17 protein-coding genes are annotated in these 18,069 nt (G+C 67.1%); 5 read left to right on the forward strand and 12 right to left on the reverse strand.

The genetic code is table 11. From position 1 onward, the window contains the following. On the reverse strand, positions 1 to 1,263 hold the full coding sequence (gene cbiE / locus ACZ1A1_RS15110) for a precorrin-6y C5,15-methyltransferase (decarboxylating) subunit CbiE (protein WP_463620539.1): 1,263 nt from the start codon (positions 1,261 to 1,263) through the stop codon (positions 1 to 3). Here cbiE and ACZ1A1_RS15115 point away from each other — a divergent pair. Then, positions 1,208 to 2,014 carry a cobalt-precorrin-6A reductase gene (locus tag ACZ1A1_RS15115; RefSeq protein ID WP_463620540.1) on the forward strand — a complete coding sequence of 269 codons (807 nt, stop codon included), beginning with the start codon at positions 1,208 to 1,210 and terminating at the stop codon, positions 2,012 to 2,014. The genes cbiE and ACZ1A1_RS15115 overlap by 56 nt on opposite strands. On the opposite strand, the gene ACZ1A1_RS15120 is transcribed toward ACZ1A1_RS15115, so the two are convergent. From ACZ1A1_RS15120 to ACZ1A1_RS15145, 6 genes are all read right to left on the reverse strand, one after another. Further along, positions 1,978 to 2,742: a precorrin-3B C(17)-methyltransferase gene (locus tag ACZ1A1_RS15120; RefSeq protein ID WP_463620541.1), complete on the reverse strand. Its 765-nt coding sequence runs from the start codon at positions 2,740 to 2,742 to the stop codon at positions 1,978 to 1,980. The two genes, ACZ1A1_RS15115 and ACZ1A1_RS15120, sit on opposite strands and share 37 nt — an antisense overlap. Continuing rightward, complete coding sequence (locus ACZ1A1_RS15125; RefSeq protein ID WP_463620542.1) at positions 2,739 to 3,470, reverse strand: precorrin-2 C(20)-methyltransferase; 732 nt, start codon at positions 3,468 to 3,470, stop codon at positions 2,739 to 2,741. The genes ACZ1A1_RS15120 and ACZ1A1_RS15125 overlap by 4 nt, the downstream gene beginning before the upstream one ends. Then, complete coding sequence (locus ACZ1A1_RS15130; protein ID WP_463620544.1) at positions 3,467 to 4,099, reverse strand: precorrin-8X methylmutase; 633 nt, start codon at positions 4,097 to 4,099, stop codon at positions 3,467 to 3,469. Before ACZ1A1_RS15130 ends, ACZ1A1_RS15125 begins: the two co-directional genes overlap by 4 nt. Beyond that, the gene (cobG, locus tag ACZ1A1_RS15135) at positions 4,096 to 5,421 is read right to left on the reverse strand and encodes a precorrin-3B synthase (protein ID WP_463620545.1); all 1,326 of its coding nucleotides are present in this window, start codon (positions 5,419 to 5,421) and stop codon (positions 4,096 to 4,098) included. Before cobG ends, ACZ1A1_RS15130 begins: the two co-directional genes overlap by 4 nt. Then, positions 5,418 to 6,191 carry a precorrin-6A synthase (deacetylating) gene (gene cobF, locus ACZ1A1_RS15140; RefSeq protein WP_463620546.1) on the reverse strand — a complete coding sequence of 258 codons (774 nt, stop codon included), beginning with the start codon at positions 6,189 to 6,191 and terminating at the stop codon, positions 5,418 to 5,420. The genes cobG and cobF overlap by 4 nt, the downstream gene beginning before the upstream one ends. Positions 6,192 to 6,305: 114 nt before the next feature. Beyond that, a complete protein-coding gene (locus tag ACZ1A1_RS15145) occupies positions 6,306 to 7,127 on the reverse strand; it encodes an AraC family transcriptional regulator (RefSeq protein ID WP_463620547.1) in 822 nt (273 codons plus the stop codon). A 106-nt stretch (positions 7,128 to 7,233) separates the two neighbouring features. On the opposite strand from ACZ1A1_RS15145, the gene ACZ1A1_RS15150 reads away from it, so the two are divergent. Beyond that, positions 7,234 to 8,433 (forward strand): MFS transporter, encoded by a 1,200-nt coding sequence (locus ACZ1A1_RS15150; RefSeq protein WP_463620548.1) that lies wholly within the window; start codon positions 7,234 to 7,236, stop codon positions 8,431 to 8,433. A 63-nt stretch (positions 8,434 to 8,496) separates the two neighbouring features. Here the strand turns inward: ACZ1A1_RS15150 and ACZ1A1_RS15155 are convergent, their stop codons facing one another. Both ACZ1A1_RS15155 and ACZ1A1_RS15160 read right to left on the reverse strand, forming a co-directional pair. Then, the gene (locus tag ACZ1A1_RS15155; protein WP_463620549.1) at positions 8,497 to 9,801 is read right to left on the reverse strand and encodes an NAD(P)/FAD-dependent oxidoreductase; all 1,305 of its coding nucleotides are present in this window, start codon (positions 9,799 to 9,801) and stop codon (positions 8,497 to 8,499) included. After that, positions 9,801 to 11,147: a glutamine synthetase family protein gene (locus tag ACZ1A1_RS15160; protein WP_409530085.1), complete on the reverse strand. Its 1,347-nt coding sequence runs from the start codon at positions 11,145 to 11,147 to the stop codon at positions 9,801 to 9,803. The genes ACZ1A1_RS15155 and ACZ1A1_RS15160 overlap by 1 nt, the downstream gene beginning before the upstream one ends. Before the next feature lie 180 nt (positions 11,148 to 11,327). Here ACZ1A1_RS15160 and ACZ1A1_RS15165 point away from each other — a divergent pair, with 180 nt between their 5' ends. Then, positions 11,328 to 11,981, forward strand: a complete 654-nt coding sequence (locus tag ACZ1A1_RS15165) for a GntR family transcriptional regulator (protein ID WP_313196546.1) — start codon at positions 11,328 to 11,330, stop codon at positions 11,979 to 11,981. Between the two features lie 80 nt (positions 11,982 to 12,061). Then, positions 12,062 to 13,315: an NAD(P)/FAD-dependent oxidoreductase gene (locus ACZ1A1_RS15170; protein WP_463620550.1), complete on the forward strand. Its 1,254-nt coding sequence runs from the start codon at positions 12,062 to 12,064 to the stop codon at positions 13,313 to 13,315. Positions 13,316 to 13,482: 167 nt separating this feature from the next. Here ACZ1A1_RS15170 and ACZ1A1_RS15175 read toward each other — a convergent pair whose 3' ends face one another. Next, positions 13,483 to 13,923, reverse strand: a complete 441-nt coding sequence (locus ACZ1A1_RS15175; RefSeq protein WP_244763294.1) for an Lrp/AsnC family transcriptional regulator — start codon at positions 13,921 to 13,923, stop codon at positions 13,483 to 13,485. A 112-nt stretch (positions 13,924 to 14,035) separates the two neighbouring features. On the opposite strand from ACZ1A1_RS15175, the gene ACZ1A1_RS15180 reads away from it, so the two are divergent. Beyond that, positions 14,036 to 15,136: a saccharopine dehydrogenase family protein gene (locus ACZ1A1_RS15180; RefSeq protein ID WP_313196523.1), complete on the forward strand. Its 1,101-nt coding sequence runs from the start codon at positions 14,036 to 14,038 to the stop codon at positions 15,134 to 15,136. Between the two features lie 154 nt (positions 15,137 to 15,290). Here the strand turns inward: ACZ1A1_RS15180 and ACZ1A1_RS15185 are convergent, their stop codons facing one another. Together ACZ1A1_RS15185 and amaB are read right to left on the reverse strand one after the other, a co-directional pair. Continuing rightward, on the reverse strand, positions 15,291 to 16,523 hold the full coding sequence (locus tag ACZ1A1_RS15185) for a pyridoxal phosphate-dependent aminotransferase (protein WP_463620551.1): 1,233 nt from the start codon (positions 16,521 to 16,523) through the stop codon (positions 15,291 to 15,293). 6 nt (positions 16,524 to 16,529) lie between these two features. Further along, positions 16,530 to 18,053, reverse strand: a complete 1,524-nt coding sequence (amaB, locus tag ACZ1A1_RS15190) for an L-piperidine-6-carboxylate dehydrogenase (protein ID WP_463620552.1) — start codon at positions 18,051 to 18,053, stop codon at positions 16,530 to 16,532. Between the last annotated feature and the right edge of the window lie 16 nt (positions 18,054 to 18,069).

Genomic DNA, 18,069 nt, shown 5'->3' on the forward strand with positions numbered 1-18,069 from the left:
TCATTCCCCAGTTTGTTGAGCCGGCTTCACCCAGCGCCATTGCGTCACCGGCATGGCCGGCCGCCAGCCGGTCATCTGCCCGACGGGCGCAGCCCGCGCGATATCGATGCGGATGAGCGACCCGCCGAGGCGGGCGTGACGGGCGAGAAGCACGGCTTCCATTTCCGTCGTCACCGCATTGGCGACGAGCCGCCCGCCGGGTTTCAGGCCGGCAAGCGCCGCCTCCATCACCCCCGCCTCGCTGCCGCCGCCGCCGATGAAGACGGCGTCGGGCGCGGCAAGCCCGGCCAGTGCCTCGGGCGCGGTGCCTTCCACGACGGAAAGCCCCGGCACGCCGAAGCCTCGCGCATTGCGGCGGATGCGGGCGGCGCGCTCCGGATGGCCTTCGATGGCGATCGCCCGGAGCGAGGGGTCGGCCAGCATCCACTCGATGCCGATCGAGCCGGAGCCCGCGCCGATATCCCACAAGAGCTCGCCGTGCCGGGGCGCGAGCGCCGAAAGCGTCAGGGCCCGGACCTCCCGCTTCGTGATCTGGCCATCATGCTCGAAAAGGCCGTCGTCCAGGCCCGGCGTATAGGGGAGGATTCGCGCCCGCTCGCCAGCCACGACCTCCACGGCGCAGACATTCAGCATATTCGCATACGCAAGGAAGAAGCTGTCGGCCCGGTGGCTGCTCACCCGTTCCCGCGTGCCGCCGAGGGCCTCCAGCACGGTCAGTCGCGAAGTGCCGAAACCGCTCTCGGCCAGCAGCGCCGCGAGCTCAGCCGGGCCGTCACTGTCCGAGGTGAGCGCGAGAATGCGGCTGCCGGGATGGAGATGCGGGCGGATGAGATCGATGGGGCGGCCGTGCAGGGAGATGCAGGCCATATCCTGCAGCGCCCAGCCCAGGCGCGATGCGGCGAGGCTGAAAGAGGAGGGGGCGGGGAAGACGCGCATTTCCGCCCGCGCGATGCGCCGGCAAAGCGTGACGCCGACGCCATGGAAGAAGGGATCGCCCGAGGCGAGCACCGCGACCTGCCGCCCCCGCGCCGCCAGCACCGCCTCGATTGAACGCTCGAAGGGGCTGAGCCAGGCATGCCGCTCGCCGCGGATCGCCGCATCGGCAAGCTCCAGATGCCGCGCGCCGCCGAAGACCAGTTCGGCGCCGGCGATGGCGGCCTTGGCCTCGTCGCCGAGACCGGCTAGACCATCCTCGCCGATGCCGGCGATGGTAAGCCATGGGGCGGGCAAGGGAGTTGGATCAGGCGTGGACAAGAGAGGCATCCTCATTCTGGGCGGCACGACCGAAGCGCGCGACCTTGCGGCCCGGCTCGCCGGAAGGACCGATCTTGCCGTCACGCTGTCGCTCGCCGGCCGCACGCTCGATCCCGCGCCGCAGCCGGTGCCGGTGCGCAGCGGCGGCTTCGGCGGCGCCGAGGGACTTGCCGCCTATCTTCGCGGCGAGGCCATCGATCTCTTGATCGACGCGACCCATCCCTTCGCAAGGCAGATCTCCGCCAATGCCCGCGCCGCAAGCGAAGCCACCGGCATTCCCCTGCTGCGGCTGGAGCGCCTTGGCTGGGAGGAGACGGAAGGCGACCGCTGGACGCGCGTCGCCTCGATCCCCGAGGCCGTGGCAGCGCTGGGCGCGGAGCCGCGCCGCGTCTTCCTCGCCATCGGCCGGCAGGAGGCGAAAGTCTTCGACGCCGCGCCGCAGCACCATTATCTCGTGCGCAGCGTCGATCCGGTCGACCCGCCGCTCGATGCGCCCCATGTCGAATACCTGCTCGCCCGAGGGCCCTTCGCCGTCGAGGCAGAGGTGGAATTGCTGCGCGAACGCCGCATCGAGGTGGTCGTCAGCAAGAATTCCGGCGGCGATGCCACCTACGGCAAGATCGTCGCCGCGCGCATCCTCGGCCTGCCCGTCGTGCTGGTCGAGCGGGCGGAGGGCGATGGCCACCATGCCGGAACGATAGAGGAAACGTTGCGGCTTGCCGATCATCTGCTCGGTGCCTTCAGGAAGCGCGGCGTATAGACGAGGTCAGGCAGGTCGGGCCGGGCGATGATGCGGGTCTCCGGCGAGCCGATGACGACGCAGGTCGCCATGTCGGCGCGCTCCGCCTCTGCCTCGCCGAGCGGCATGACCAGCATGCGCTCGTCCGGCCGGCCCGCCGCGCGGCCGAAAATGACGGGCGTTTGCGCCGGCAGGACCTCCCTCAATATCTCGAAGGCCTTGCCGAGCTGCCAGGGCCGCGCCTTGCTGATCGGATTGTAGAGCGCGATGACGAGGCCGGCCTCAGCGACCATCCGCAGCCGCCTCTCGATGATTTCCCAAGGTTTCAGGTTGTCCGAAAGGGAGATGGTGCAGAAATCGTGGCCGAGCGGCGCGCCGATGCGCGCGGCGACCGCCAGCATGGCGGTGACGCCCGGTACCACGACGAGATCGACGGACTTCCATTCCTCCGGTCCCGCATCGATGGCCTCGCAGACCGCCGCCGCCATGGCGAAGACGCCGGGATCGCCGCCCGAGACGACGCAGACATTCACGCCCGCCGCAGCCCGCATCAGTGCCGCCCCGGCGCGGTTCAGCTCCTCGCGATTGTCCGATGAGACCTTGATCTGGTCCGGCCGGAGATTCAGCCGGTCGATATAGGGGAAATAGCCGAAGAACTCCGTCGAGGCCTCGACCGCGCGAAGCGCCTCCGGCGTCATCTGGTCCGGATTGCCGGGGCCGGTGCCGATCACATGCAGCCTTCCGGTCATGGGCGGCCGCTCCAGCCGGGCACGAGCACCAGCGAGAAATAGGGCGCGGTATCGTCGAGCTTTTCCGAGAGACGCATGGACTTGCCGGCCGGCGTCGTGCCGCGCTCGACATAGACCGCTTCGCCGAGCCGGCCGGCACTGGAAAGCGCCCGGCGGATCTTCGGCAGGTTGCGGCCGACCTTCATGATGACGGCGGCCTCGGTATCCCCGAGACGGCGCGACAGCTGCTCCTCGCCCATCGTGCCCGGCAGCACGGAGAGCACGTCGTCGCCCTGCACGATCGGCAGGCCGGAGAGCGACCAGCAGCCGGACATCGCGGTGATTCCGGGAATGACCTCCGTCGGGAAGCGGCCGGCGAGGCGCACATGCAGGTGCATATACGAGCCGTAGAACATCGGGTCGCCTTCGGACAGGATCGCGACCGTACGGCCGGCGGCAAGATGCTCGGCGACGGCGGCGGCAGAGGCATTGTAGAAGGCTGTGATCCGGCTCTTGTAGTCCTCGTGCTCCTTGTCGATCTCGACCGTCACCGGATAATGGAGCGGCAGCTCCACCATGCCTGGCTTGAGCAGGCCTTCGACGATGGCGCGCCCGTTGCCCGTGCCGCCGGCCTTGGCGAACCAGGCGAGTACGTCGGCCTCACCGATGGCGCGCACGGCCTTCAGCGTCAGGAGTTCCGGATCGCCCGGGCCGGTGCCCACGCCGTAGAGTTTTCCCGTCATGGTCATACTCCCGGCCTTGCTAGCGCATTGAGCGCGGCCGCTGTCATGGCGCTGCCGCCGAGGCGGCCGCGCACGATGGCGAACGGCACGCCATAGGAATTCTCCGCCAGCGCTTCCTTCGATTCCGCCGCGCCGACGAAGCCGACCGGCATGCCGAGGATCGCCGCCGGCTTCGGCGCGCCATCGCGCAGGAGTTCGAGCAGGTAGAAGAGCGCCGTCGGCGCATTGCCGATGGCGACGACCGAACCGGCCATGCGCTCCAGCCAGAGGCGGATGGCGGCGGCCGAGCGGGTATTGTTGATTTCCCGGGCGATATCGGGCGTGCGCGGGTCGCGCAGCGTGCAGATCACCTCGTTCTCCGCCGGCAGGCGGGCGGCGGTGACGCCACGGGCGACCATTTCGGCATCGCAGAAGATCGGCGCGCCAGCCTGAAGCGCCGTGCGGACAGAACCCACGAAATCCGGCGAGAAGACGAAATGCGCCGCCGCCTCGACAAGGCCGGCGGCATGGATCATGCGAACGGCGACGTCCGATTCCGCCTCGGAAAAGCGCGAAAGATCGGCCTCGGCGCGGATGATCGCGAAGGATTTCTCATAGATGGCCGTGCCATCCTTCATGTAGTCGTAGTCTGTCATTGCTGGCCTTGATATGCGGAAATAAGGGCGGCGAGCGCGGTGCGGTCGAGCAGGCTCTTCGCCGTCTCGCCCTCCATGCGGCGCGCGCGCAAAAGGGTGCCGAGGCGCTGGATCGCCGGCTTGAGGTCGCCGGCAGGCAGGGTGGCGGCGGGCGCATCGCTCGCCCGCCCATCGAGGACGAGCCCGACGCCGGCAGCCGTGCCGCACAGCGTGACGGCGGCGCGCGCCGGATGGGCGCAGCCCTTCGGGCAGCCGGAAATGTGCACGTCGAGGGAGCCGTCCAGCAGGCCTCCCGCCTCCGCTACCACGGCATCGGCCGCGGCATGGGTATCAAAGCGCGCCGAGGCGCAGCCGGCGGCACCGGCGCAGATCGAGACGGCCCGTCCGGGCGCTGTCTCCGCGCACCAGAAACCTTCGCGGTCCGCACAGGCCTGGGCGGCCGCCAGCCTCTCCCCGGAAAGCCCGCGCACAAGAAGCGTCCGATGCGGCGCGAGGCGGAATTCGGAAGCACCGCAGGCGACGAGGCCCTGCACGAGGACGGCGAGCCTGTCGGCCTGCGCCTGACCATAGGCGGGGGCGATGCCGAGCAGGCTTTCACCGCCAATGCGGTGAATGCCGAGCGGATGGCTGAGAAGAACCTCGGAGAAGGCCGGCTCTGGAACCGTGCCGAACTGTGCGGCAAGCGCCGCAGCATCGAGGTCTCGCCCCCGGGCGGCCGGGCCAGTGGCGGCAAGGGTGGTGACGACCGCCATCGCGCCGGCGATGGCGCACTCCGCCGGAAGCGCCGCGACCGGCCGCGCCGTCCGCCGGTCGCCACCGACCGAAAGCCGCCATGCCCCACCATCGGCAAGCGCATCGAGCCGGATATCGGCCACCATCCCGGCAAGGGAGAGCACCCCGCCGCCATCGACGACGATGGCGAGCTTGGGCGCCAGGGTAAGCAAGGCCGCGGCGATCGCCTTGCGCAGCGCATCGGCAATCAGTGTCGCATCGGCGGTCTCGGAGGGATCGATGCCGGACAGCGGCGGGATTTCGATGGCGACGCCCGTCTGCGGCACGATGCCGGCGACAGCAAGCCCATCGGCAAGGCGCGGCACCGAGGCCTCCGTCAGGCCGCGAAGCTGGAGATTGCCGCGGGCGGTGATCTCGATGAGGCCGTTGCCGTGCTCGCGGGCGAGGCCGGCAAGGGCGAGCAGGTCTTCGGCCGTCAGCGCCGGAGCGGCGGGGCGCAGGCGCACGAGGAGGCCGTCGCCGGTCTGCATCGGCGCGGAAAGCGACGGGCAGGCGCCGCGGCGCAGGGCGCTCGTTGCGAAGGCCGTCATACGGCTTCCTCCTCGCCGGCCGGACGGCGGATCAGGTAGGTGTCCATGATCCAGCCGTGCTCCTCGCGCGCTTTGGCCCGGGTTTCGGTGATGGCCTCAGCCACGTCGGCAATCTTGCCGGACAGCAGAATTTCGTGCGGCGTGCCGAGATAGGCGCCCCACCAGATCTCCGCTTCCGAATCCGTCACCGTGCGGAAGGCCTGCACGCCGTCGAGCATGACGAGTGCATCGCGGGCGGATTCCGGCCAGCCTTCCGCAAGGCGGCGGCCGGTGGTGATCTCGACGGGCAGGCCGATACGGTTGAGCGCGATGCCATGGCCCGCGCAGAGCGCCTGCACGCTGGTGATGCCGGGAACGACCTCCGTCTCGAAGGTGACGCGGCCGGCGTCGCGCACATGCCCGACGATGCGCAGCGTGCTGTCGTAGAGCATCGGGTCGCCCCAGACGAGAAGGCCGAGCGTCTGGTCCTCGCCAAGTTCGTCCAGCAGCGTGCGCTCGTAGATGCCGGCAATGGCGCGGTGCCAGTCATGGACGCCGTCCTCATAGGAGCCGTCGGCGCGGCGTACCGGCACGGCATAGTCGAGGATGCGGCAGGCGGGGTTTTCCAGGAAACGGTCGCAGATTTCACGGCGCACCTCGGCAAGATAGGCCTTTTCCGCGCCCTTGGTGGGGATGAGCAGCACATCCGCCCGGTTCAGCGCCTTGATGGCCTGAACGGTCATGTGCTCGGGATTGCCCGCGCCGATGCCGATGACCAGTATCTTCCTCAAAACCCGTCTCCCGTGCGGCTGGCGCTCCCGGCTTGCGGCCCGGTCTGGGTCCCGCACCCCTTCCTAACGCCAAACGCCGCCGGAAAACAGTCCCCGATTGTCGCAAGCCTTGGCTCAAGCCGCCTTGCGGCTCGTGAGATAGGCGCGCGGCGAGGTGCCCAGCATGCGGCGGAACATGGTGGTGAAGGCCGGCACGCTCTCGTAGCCGGCATCGAGCGCGACGCGTGTCACCGGCTCGCCGGCGGCAAGGCGCGGCAGGCAGGCGAACAAACAGGCCTGCTGACGCCAGGTGACGAAGCTGACGCCCATTTCCTGCCGGAAGAAGCGGGTGAACGTGCGCCGGCTCATGTTGAGGCGCCGCGCCCAGTCGTCGATCTTCGCCGTTGGCGAGGGCTGGTCGACGAAATCACGGCAGAGGCCGGCCAGCCGGCCGCTCGCCGGAAAGGGCAGGCCGAGCCGGCGCTCCGGCAGGCGGCCGATCTCGTCGAGAAGCAGGGCCATGATCAGCTCCGCCCGCCCGCGCTCCTCCGCCGGCGCGCCCTGCCGCACCGCCTCGGCGATGAGCTGGCGGGCAAGGTCGGTCACCTCCAGCACCGTCGGCTCCAGCGCGGCGGCGCGGCCTTCCGGCGAATAGATATAGACCGAGCGCATGCTGACATCGCTGTACATCTCGACGGAATGCTCCAGCCCGCGCGGAATGACGAGGGCATGGCCGGGTGGGATCATCCAGCGGCCGCGATCGGTCGCAACCAGCACGACGCCGGAAAAGACGCAGAGGAACTGCGTGCGGCGGTGGCGGTGCCGCGGCACGGTATAGCCGCCCGGAATATCCGAACTGTGGACGAGGATATCCTCGTTGGATTGCTCCATGCGGGCAAGATTGCGGATGTGGTCGGCATCCAGCGCCCTGAGGCGCGCGGCGTTGAGTTTTTCCATTTTGGCCCACTTGCGTAAGAAATGGACCTCACCACAAAAGCAGGCCGCAAGCAATCCTTGTATTTCAGCAAAAAACGCCGATCTGGCGGATCATTTCGAGGCCAATATGTCGACTGTCGTTCCCGCGGCGCCGCGCAGCGCCGCCGCCACCACCTATTCCATCATCGTCGCCGTCAGCGCGTGCCACATGCTGAACGACATCATGCAGTCGCTGCTGACGTCGCTCTATCCGCTCTTGAAGGAGAACTACGCGCTCGATTTCGTGCAGATCGGCCTGCTCACCATGGCCTTCCAGGTCACGGCCTCGCTGCTGCAGCCGGCCGTCGGCATCGTGACGGACCGCTGGCCGATGCCGTTCTCGCTGCCGGTCGGCATGGGCAGCACCTTCGTCGGGCTGATCATGCTCGCCTATGCCCATTCCTTCCCCGTGCTCGTCTTCGGCGCCTGCCTGATCGGCCTCGGCTCGGCGATCTTCCACCCGGAATCCTCGCGCGTCGCGCGTCTTGCCTCCGGCGGGCGGCACGGCCTGGCGCAGTCCATGTTCCAGGTCGGCGGCAATGCCGGCACGGCGATGGGGCCGCTGCTCGCCGCCTTCATCGTGCTGCCCTTCGGCCAGACGAGCGTCGCCTGGTTCTCGGCCGTCGCGCTTGTCGGCATGATCATCCTCACCTGGGTCGGCAACTGGTATGCCGGCGAGCGCCGCCTTGCCGCCGGCCGGCCCGCCGCCAGCCGCGAGCTGCCTCTGCCGCGCGGCCGGGTCGCCTGGGCGCTGGCCGTCCTCGTCCTGCTGACGACGACGAAGAACGCCTATCTCGCCAGCATTTCCAGCTACTTCACCTTCTACACCATCGAGCGCTTCGGCCTCGACGTGCAGCATGCACAGCTCATGCTGTTCCTCTTCCTCGGCGCTTCCGCGCTCGGCGTCTTTATGGGCGGGCCGATCGGCGACCGGTTCGGCACGCGCTTCGTCATCTGGTTCTCGATCCTCGGCGTCATCCCCTTCGCGCTGATGCTGCCCTATGCGAACCTCTTCTGGACGGGCGTCCTGACGGTGCTGATCGGCCTGATCTTCTCCTCGGCCTTCTCCGCCATCGTCGTCTTCGCGCAGGAGCTGGTGCCGGGCCGCGTCGGCATGATCGCCGGCATCTTCTTCGGCTTCGCCTTTGGCGCGGGCGGCCTTGGCGCGGCGCTGCTCGGCGGCGTCGCCGACAGCCACGGCATCGAGTTCGTCTACAAGGTCTGCTCCTACATGCCGCTGCTCGGCATCCTCACGGTCTTCCTGCCGCGCCTGCCGGCAAAGCACTGAGGCCCTCCACCTCAAAACAAAACGCCCGGCTCTCGCCGGGCGTTTTCGTTTCTGGGTGGTTTTTCAAAGCCCGAAGGCATCCTTGAACTGGTACCACCAGGAACCGATGGTGGAATATTGCGCGCGGAACATGCGCCCGCCCGGGAAGGGGATCCAGGGCAGCTTCTCGAACTGGCTGAAGCGCGACAGGTCGCCGTGGATCGCCTCGCTCAGGATTCTGCCGAAGAGATGCGAGCCGGTGACGCCGTGGCCGCTGTAGCCATGGGCGAAATAGGTGTTCTTGCCGATCTTGCCCATCTGCGGCACGCGCGAGAAGGAAAGCGCGAAATTGCCGCTCCAGGCATAGTCGATCTTCACGCCCTTGAGCGACGGGAAGACCTTTTCCAGGTTCGGGCGGATTTTCGCGCGCACGTCCGCGGGGTCCGTGCCACCATAGACGGTGCCGCCGCCGAAGATCATGCGCTTGTCGGCCGACAGGCGGAAATAGTCGAGGATGTAGCGCACGTCCTCCACGCACATGTCGCTCGGGATCAGCGCGTCGGCGCGCTCGCCGAGCGGTTCGGTGGCGATCATCTGCGTCGAGACCGGCATGACGCGCGAGACGAGCTTCGGCACGACATGGCCGAGATAGGCATTGCCGCAGAGCACGGCGGTGTTCGCCGTCACGCTGCCCTTTGCCGTGTGGATCACCGGCTTTTCGGCCTCGTGCTCGACGCGGATGACGGGCGACTGCTCGTAGATCACGCCGCCGAGGGATTCCAGCGCCTTGGCCTCGCCGAGCGTGAGGTTGAGCGGGTGCATGTGGCCGCCGGTCGTGTCCAGCATGCCGCCGATATAGGCGTCGGTGTTCACCAGCTTGCGCATGGCCGCCTTGTCCAGCATCTGGTGGTCGTCCATGCCGTAGCTCTTCCACAGCGCCTTCTTGTGCTCCAGCTCCTTCATGTGGGCCGGCGTGTAGGCGGCGTAGATGTTGCCGTTCTTCAGGTCGCAATCGATCTCGTACTGCGAGACGAAGCGGCGGATGATCTTGCCGCCTTCCTGCACGAGGCTGCCGACGAAGGCGCCGGCCTGGTCGCCATAGCGGCGCTTGATCGTATCGAGGCTGGCATTGAGGCCGTTGACCACCTGCCCGCCGTTGCGCCCGGACGCGCCCCAGCCGATGCCCGCGCCCTCCACTATCACGACCTTGTAGCCCTTTTCGGCGAGGTGGATGGCGGTCGAAAGGCCGGAATAGCCCGCGCCGAGCACGGCGACGTCGGCCGTGACCGCGCCTTCCAGCACCTTCGGCGTGCGGATGATGTTGCGGGAGGCAGCGTAATAGCTGTCGGGATAGGCGCCGTTGCCGGCATAGGACTGGTTGTTGGCCATCAGACGATTTCCAGATAGGCGCTGAATTCGAAGTCGGTGACCTGTTCGGCAAAACCGGCGATTTCCTGCCGCTTGCAGGCGATCAGCATGGAGCGGAGATCCTGGTCGAAGATTTCCGAGACGATCGAGCCGTTCTCGAAGGCGGTGACGGCCGAGCCCCATTCGCTCGGGATGCGCGGCAGCTGCGAGAGATAGGCCCGGCCCGAGACCGGCGCCGGCGGCTCCCACTTGTTGCGGATGCCGACGAGGGCGGCGCCGAGGATACCGGCCATGACGAGATAGGGATTGGCGTCCGCGCCGGCGACGCGATGCTCGATGCGCCGCGCCTTGTTGTTGCCGCCGGGAATGCGGATGGCGGCGGTGCGGTTCTCGTAGCCCCAGGAGATCGAGGTCGGCGCATGGGTGTCGGGACGCAGGCGCCGGTAGGAATTGTAGTGCGGGGCGAAGAGCAGGGTCGATTCCGCCATGCCGCGCGTCAGGCCCGCCACGGCATGCTTCATGATGGAAGAGCCCTCGGGCGTGCCGTCGTCGAAGACATTGTTGCCGTCCTCGTCGATCACGCTGAAATGCATGTGCATGCCGCTGCCCGAGCGCATGCCGTAGGGCTTGGCCATGAAGGTGGCGGCAAAGCCATGCTTGCGCGCGACGCCCTTGATGATGCGCTTGAAGAACAGCGCGTCGTCCGCCGCCTTCAGCGGATCGTCGGAATGGATGAGGTTGATCTCGAACTGGCCGATGCCGTTTTCCGCAACCGCCGAATCCGCAGGCACGTTCTGCCGCTCGCATTCCGCATAGACGTCGGAGAAGAACTGGCCGAAGTCGTCCAGCTCGTCGATGGAGAGGATCGCGTCGGAATCGAGGCGTTTGCCGGTATAGGGCGAGATCGGCGGCTCGGCATGGTCCGGCTCGGCGTCGATCAGGTAGAATTCCATCTCCGAGGCGACGACCGGGCGAAGGCCGAGCTCATGATACTGCCGGACGATATGGGCGAGCGCCTGGCGCGGATCGGCAAGGAAAGGATCGCCGTTCTCCTTGAACAGCCAGAGCGGCACGACGGCCGACGGCTTCAGCGTCCAGCTCACGGGCAGCGCGCCGCGGCCGGTCGCCGCGCAGATGCCGTCCATGTCGCCCGAGGCGAAGACATGGCTGGAGCCGACGATATCCTCGCCCCACACATCGACGCCGACGATGGAGAGCGGCATGCGGATTCCGCCTTTCAGCACCTTCTCCGCCTGCCCGACGGGAACGCGCTTGCCGCGCAGGATGCCGTTCAGGTCGCAGACGACGGCCTGGATGCTCTCCACGCCATCGGCATTGATCAGCCAGTTGGAATCGTCGTTCACCACAAGTCCCCTTCCGTATCACATAATTATTTTTGTGATCACATTTTCAAAATATGCACACTTTCTTGTCGTGGGTCAAGCTGCTAGAACCTGTCACAAAGGACAGGGTAGCACCCGACAGTCTTTCACAGGAGGGATGGATTGGGCAATTTGGCGCTGGAACCGCTGGAGCGGCCGGAAGGCATGACGACGCATGAATATGCGCATCGGCGTCTGCGCCAGGCAATCATGGTGGGCTCGATCCGGCCGGGGGAATCGCTGACGATCCGCGGCATCGCCGAAGCCATGGAATCAAGCCCGACGCCGGTGCGCGAGGCGCTGCGACGCCTTTCCTCCGAGGGGGCGCTGCGCGTTCTAGACAACCGCCGCATCATGGTGCCGCGCATGACGGCCGACCGGTTCGGCGAGCTCGTCGCGCTGCGCGCCATGCTGGAGCAGCACGCCGCCCGCAGGGCCGTGCCGCATATCACCGAGCGCTGCATCGACCGGCTCGCCGAGATCGACCGGGCGCAGGACGAGGCGATCTTGCGCAAGGACAAGGCGACGGCGCTGCTGCTGAACCAGGAATTCCATCGCACGCTCTATACCGCCAATCCCGAGCAGGTGATCATGCCGATGGTGGAAAGCGTCTGGCTGCAGCTCGGCCCCTTCCTCGGCATCGCCATGGAGCATGTCGCCCAGCTCTATTTCGTCGACCGCCACCAGGAGGCGATCGCGGCGCTGCGCAAGCGCGACGAGGATGCCGTGGCCGCCGCCATCAAGGCCGACATTTCCGAAGGGATCGGCGGTTTCGAGCGCCCGGCCATCGAGAACCTGCTGCGGCTCGCCGGCCAGTAGGCGAATAGACCCGATGGGCTGTTGCCTTGCCCGGGATGCCGATGCATTGATGGGCAAGGCAGATTCCTTGGGGCATGCAGATGAAGACGGATGTCATTGTTCTCGGTGCGGGCGTGGTCGGCATTTCCACCGCGATCCACCTGGCGCGGCGCGGCAAGTCGGTGGTGCTGGTCGACCGCCGCGGCCCGGCGGAGGAAACCTCCTACGGCAATGCCGGCCTCATCCAGCGCGAGGGCGTCTATCCCTACGGTTTCCCGCATGATTTCGGCGCGCTCTTCCGCTATGCGCTGAACAACACGATCGATGCGCATTATCATCCCTCGGCGATCCCCGGCATCATCCCCTTCCTTGCGCGCTACTGGTGGCATTCCGGCTTCCGCCAGCACCAGAGCATCGCCCATCTCTATGCCCCGCTCATCGAGCATTCGATCAGCGAACATGCCGACCTGATCGCCGCCTCCGGCGCTGACGACCTCATCCGCAAGGACGGCTGGATGAAGGTCTTCCGCTCCGAGAAGGAGAGGGACAAGGCCTATGCGGAGGCGGAAAAACTCTCCGCCAATTTCGGCGTCAACCACCAGAAGCTGACGACCGCCGAGGTCGCCGCCGCCGAGCCGCATATCCGCGCGGAGCTGACCGGTGGGCTGCGCTGGACCGATCCCTGGTCGATCCGCGACCCGCAGAGCCTGCTGAAGCGCTACCTCGCCTATTTCCAGTCGCTCGGCGGCATGCTGAAATCCGGCGATGCGGCGACCATCGAGCATGTGCTCGAAGGCGAGGGCTGGCGCATCGCCACGCCGGAAGGCCCGCTGGAGGCGAAGGACGTCGTCGTCGCACTCGGCCCCTGGGCCGACACCGTGACGCGCAAGCTCGGCTACCGCTTCCCGCTCGCCGTCAAGCGCGGCTACCACATGCACTACGGCGCGGAGGAAGGCGCGACGCTCAACAACTGGGTGCTCGACGCGGAGCGCGGCTATTTCCTCGCCCCCATGCTGCGCGGCATCCGCCTCACCACCGGCGCGGAATTTGCCCGGCGCGATGCGCGCAAGACCCCGGTGCAGCTTCGCCGCGCCGAAAAGGTCGCCCGCGACTTCTTCCCCCTCGCCGAACGCCGCGACGAGGAGCCGTGGATGGGCGCCCGCCCCTGCACGCCGGACATGATGCCGATCATCGGCAAGGCCCCGCGCCACGCCGGCCTCTGGTTCGCCTTCGGCCACGCCCACCACGGCATGACCCTCGGCCCCATCACCGGCCGCATCCTGGCGGAGAAGATGCTCGGCGAGCGCACGACGATCAATATCGGGCCGTACCGGCCGGAGCGGTTCATCGCTTGAAGTGGGTATCCCCTGGATACCTTGACGCCACCCCCTCTCCGTCGTCATCCTCGGGTCAAGCCCGAGGATGACGACGGAGAGGGGGTGCGGAAAATCGTAGACTGAGACGGCAGAGCGATGGCAGCCTCTTGGTAGCGCTCCCCCGTCATCCGCCCGGCCCCCCTCGCCTATCGCCTGATCCGCGTCGACAGGATGATCGACGACAGCGTGCGCTCCACGCCGTCGATCGCGCCGATGCGGTCGATCAGGTGGTCCAGCTCCGCAATCGACGCCGCCTCGACCACGGCGATGAGGTCGAAGCTGCCGCTGACGGAATGCAGCGTGCGTACCGCGGAAATGGCATGCAGCTCCGTCGTGATGCGGGCGAGGGTCTTCGGCGCGATGGTGATCAGCACATGCGCCTTCACCATGCCGCTCTCATAGGCGTCGGAGAGCTTGACGCCGTAGCCGGCGATCACCCCGTCGCGCTCCAGCCGGTCGATCTTCGCCTGCACGGTGGTGCGCGACAGGCCCAGTTTTCGGGCAATGGTCGCCGTCTGCTCGCGGGCGTTCTCGCTGAGGATGGCGAGGAGTTCGCGATCCTTGGGGCCTAGCGTCGAAATGCTCATTTCCACCGTCGTTCTGCCGATATCGATGGCGCATTATGCTAGATATGGCGCTTTAAATCGACAGCCTCCGCCATCAAAATGCGCGCATCAATTCATGCCGGAGGGTAATCACATGAAGGACATCGTCGTCATCGGCGCAGGCAAGATCGGCTCGACCATCGCGCGCATGCTGGCCCATAGCGGGGACTACCGCGTCACCGTCGCCGACCGCTCGGAAGACCAGCTTGCCGCCATCGAGCGCCATGACGCCGTCTCCACCGCCGTCGTCGACATCGCCGACGCCGCCGCCATGAAGGCGCTGCTGACCGGCAAGTTCGCCGTCCTCTCCGCCGCGCCCTACCACCTGACGGTCGCCATCGCGGAAGCGGCCGCCGCTGCCGGCGTGCACTATCTCGACCTCACGGAAGACGTCGAATCCACCCGGCAGGTCAAGCGCATCGCCGAGAACGCCAAGACGGCCTTCATTCCGCAGTGCGGCCTCGCGCCGGGCTTCATCTCCATCGTCGCCAACGACCTCGCAAGCCGCTTCGACACGCTCGACAGCGTGCGCATGCGCGTCGGCGCCCTGCCGCAGTACCCGTCCAACGCCCTCAACTACAACCTGACCTGGAGCACGGACGGCGTCATCAACGAATATATCGAGCCCTGCGAAGCCATCGTCGAAGGCGCGCTGATCGAGGTCCCGGCCCTCGAGGAGCGCGAGGAATTCTCGCTCGACGGCGTCACCTACGAAGCCTTCAACACCTCCGGCGGCCTCGGCACGCTCTGCGAGACGCTGAAGGGCAAGGTCCGCACGCTGAACTACCGCACGATCCGCTATCCGGGCCACGCCGCCATCATGAAGGCGCTGCTCAACGACCTGGGCCTGCGTCATCGCCGCGAAGTCCTCAAGGACATCTTCGAAAACGCCCTGCCGACCACCACGCAGGACGTCGTCATCATCTTCGTGACCGTCTCCGGTCGCAAGGGCGGTCGCCTGATCCAGGAAACTTACGCCAACAAGGTCTATAGCGCCCCGGTCGCCGGCGTGCTGCATTCCGCCATCCAGATCACGACGGCCGGCTCGATCTGCGCCGTGCTCGACATGCTGGCCGATGGCTCGCTACGCGCCGAAGGCTTCGTCCGCCAGGAAGAAATCGCCCTCGACGCCTTCCTCGCCAACCGCTTCGGCCACTACTACGCCCAGGAACACCACGGCGCCCGCGCCGCCTGATCCTCGTTCACCCTTTCAACGCCCCGGCCAAACCGGGGCGTTGTCGCATCTGTGGCTCGGCCGCGGGGAAGTAGAGAACGCCAGAAGGCGCGGATCAATAAAAATGGGGCCTCTTGCGAGGCCCCTTTTCTTTTGCAGACTTGGTTGATGCGGCTCAGGAAAGCCGTGCGCAGGCGTCCGCGATGCGCTTAAGCGCTTCCGTCAGTTCCGCTTCCGACGTGGCGTAGGAGATGCGGAAATAGGGCGAGAGGCCGAAGGCCGAGCCGGGGACGACGGCGACGTGGGCGTCTTCGAGGAGGTAGTCCGTGAAGTCGCTGTCCGCCTCGATGCGCTTGCCCTTCGGCGTCACCTTGCCGATCACGCCGGCGCAGCCGGAGAAGGTGTAGAAGGCACCTTCCGGGGTGCGGCAGGCAAGGCCGGGAATGGCGTTCAGCGCGGAGACGACGAGGTCGCGGCGGTGCTTGAAGCTCGCCTGGCGGTCCTTCAAAAAGTCTTGAGGACCGTTCAGCGCCTCGACCGAAGCGGCCTGGCTGACCGAAGAGGGGCAGGAGGTCGCCTGGCTCTGGATCACGGCCATGGCCTTGATCAGCGCCTTGGGACCACCGGCATAGCCGATGCGCCAGCCGGTCATCGCATAGGCCTTCGAGACGCCGTTGATCGTCAGCGCGCGGCTTTTCAGGCGCGGCTCGATGGCGACCGGGGTCACGAATTTGAAGCCGTCATAGACGATGTGCTCGTACATGTCGTCGACCATCAGCCAGACATGCGGATGACGCAGCAGCACGTCGAGCAGCGGGCGGTAGTCGGCTTCGCTGTAGGCGGCGCCCGAGGGGTTCGACGGCGAGTTGAAGAGCACCCAGCGGGTCTTCGGCGTGATCGCCTTTTCCAGCTGTTCGGCCTTCAGGCGGAAGCCGGCTTCCGCGTCGCAGGGGATCAGCACCGGCACGCCGCCGCAGATCTCCACGATGTCGGAATAGGACGTCCAGTAGGGCGTCGGGATGATCACCTCGTCGCCCGGATTGACCGTCGCCATGAAGGCGTTGAAGAGGATCTGCTTGGCGCCCGTCGCGACGGTGACTTCGACGATTGCGTAATCGACGCCGTTCTCGCGGCGGAATTTCTCCGAGATCGCCTTCTTCAGCTCCGGCGTGCCGTCGAGCGCGGTGTACTTGGTGTCGCCCTTGTCGATGGCGGCCTTGGCGGCGGCCTTGACGTTGTCGGGCGTATCGAAGTCAGGCTCGCCGGCGCCGAGGATGATGACCGGCAGGCCTTCCTTTTTCATGGCAGCGGCGCGGGCGCCGATCTGCAGGATTTTTGAAACGCCGATGGCGGCGATACGCGAGGCGGGCACGAAGCCCGCCTCCTCGATCTTGGTGGAGACGGTCATGGCCGCTTACTCGATATCGAAGGAGACGCCCTGGGCGAGCGGCAGGGCCTTCGAGTAATTCACCGTGTTGGTGGCGCGGCGCATATAGGCCTTCCAGGCGTCGGAGCCGGATTCGCGGCCGCCGCCGGTTTCCTTCTCGCCACCGAACGCGCCGCCGATTTCAGCGCCCGAGGTGCCGATGTTGACGTTCGCGATGCCGCAATCCGAACCGTCGGCCGACAGGAAGCGCTCGGCTTCCTGAACGTTGAGCGTGAAGATCGACGAGGAGAGACCGGCCGAAACGGCGTTGTGGTCTTCCAGCACGGCTTCGAAGTCGGAATACTTCATGACGTAGAGGATCGGCGCGAAGGTCTCTTCGAGAACCGGGCCGGCCTGCTTCGGCATTTCGACGATGGCGGGCTTCACGTAGTAGGCCGTTTCCTTGCCGGCCTCGGTGACGCGCTCGCCGCCGGTGACTGTGCCGCCCTCGGCCTTGGCGGCCGCAAGCGCCTTCTGCATGCCGTCGAAGGCCTGCTTGTCGACCAGCGGGCCGACGAGGGCGGAGGTCTCCAGCGGGTTGCCGACGGAAACGCTGGTATAGGCCTTCTTCAGGCGCGGAACGAGCTGGTCGTAGACGCTGTCATGCACGAAGAGGCGGCGCAGCGTCGTGCAGCGCTGGCCAGCGGTACCCATGGCGCCGAAGGCGATGGCGCGCAGCGCCATGTCGAGGTCGGCCGAAGGGCAGACGATGCCGGCATTATTGCCGCCGAGCTCGAGGATCGAGCGGGCGAAGCGCTTGGCGAGACGCGGGCCGACTTCCTTGCCCATGCGGGTGGAGCCGGTGGCCGAGACGAGCGCGACCTTGTGGTTGTCGACGAGGGCTTCGCCGATGGCGCGGTCGCCGATGAGGACCTGCGACAGGTTCGCCGGCGCATCGCCGAAGCGGGCGAGCGCGCGCTCGAAGATCGCCTGCGAGGCGAGCGCCGTCAGCGGGGTCTTTTCGGAGGGCTTCCAGACGATGGCGTTGCCGGCGACGAGCGCCAGAGCGGCGTTCCACGACCAGACGGCGACCGGGAAGTTGAAGGCCGAGATGATGCCGACGACGCCGAGCGGATGCCAGGTTTCCATCATGCGGTGGCCGGGGCGCTCGGTGGCGATCGTCAGGCCGTAAAGCTGGCGGGAAAGGCCAACGGCGAAATCGCAGATGTCGATCATTTCCTGCACTTCGCCGAGGCCTTCGGAGGTGATCTTGCCGGCTTCGATGGAGACGAGGCGGCCGAGGTCGGCCTTGGCGGCGCGCAGCTCCTCGCCGAGCAGGCGGACGAGCTCGCCGCGCTTGGGCGCCGGAACGAGGCGCCAGGCCTTGAAGGCTTCATGGGCGGCGTCGATGGCCTTGTCGGTGTCAGTGGCGGAAACGGTCTTCAGCTTGCCGATCTCCTCGCCGCTGACCGGGCTGAAGGAGGCCATGTCGCCACCTTGCCAGGCGGCGCGGGCAACGCCGAGCTTGTCGAGAAGGGCTGCGGTTTCGGTTTTCACGTCGACTTTCGTCATCGGGTATCTCCCTGTT

The organism is Shinella sp. R2-11 (genome assembly GCF_055330205.1).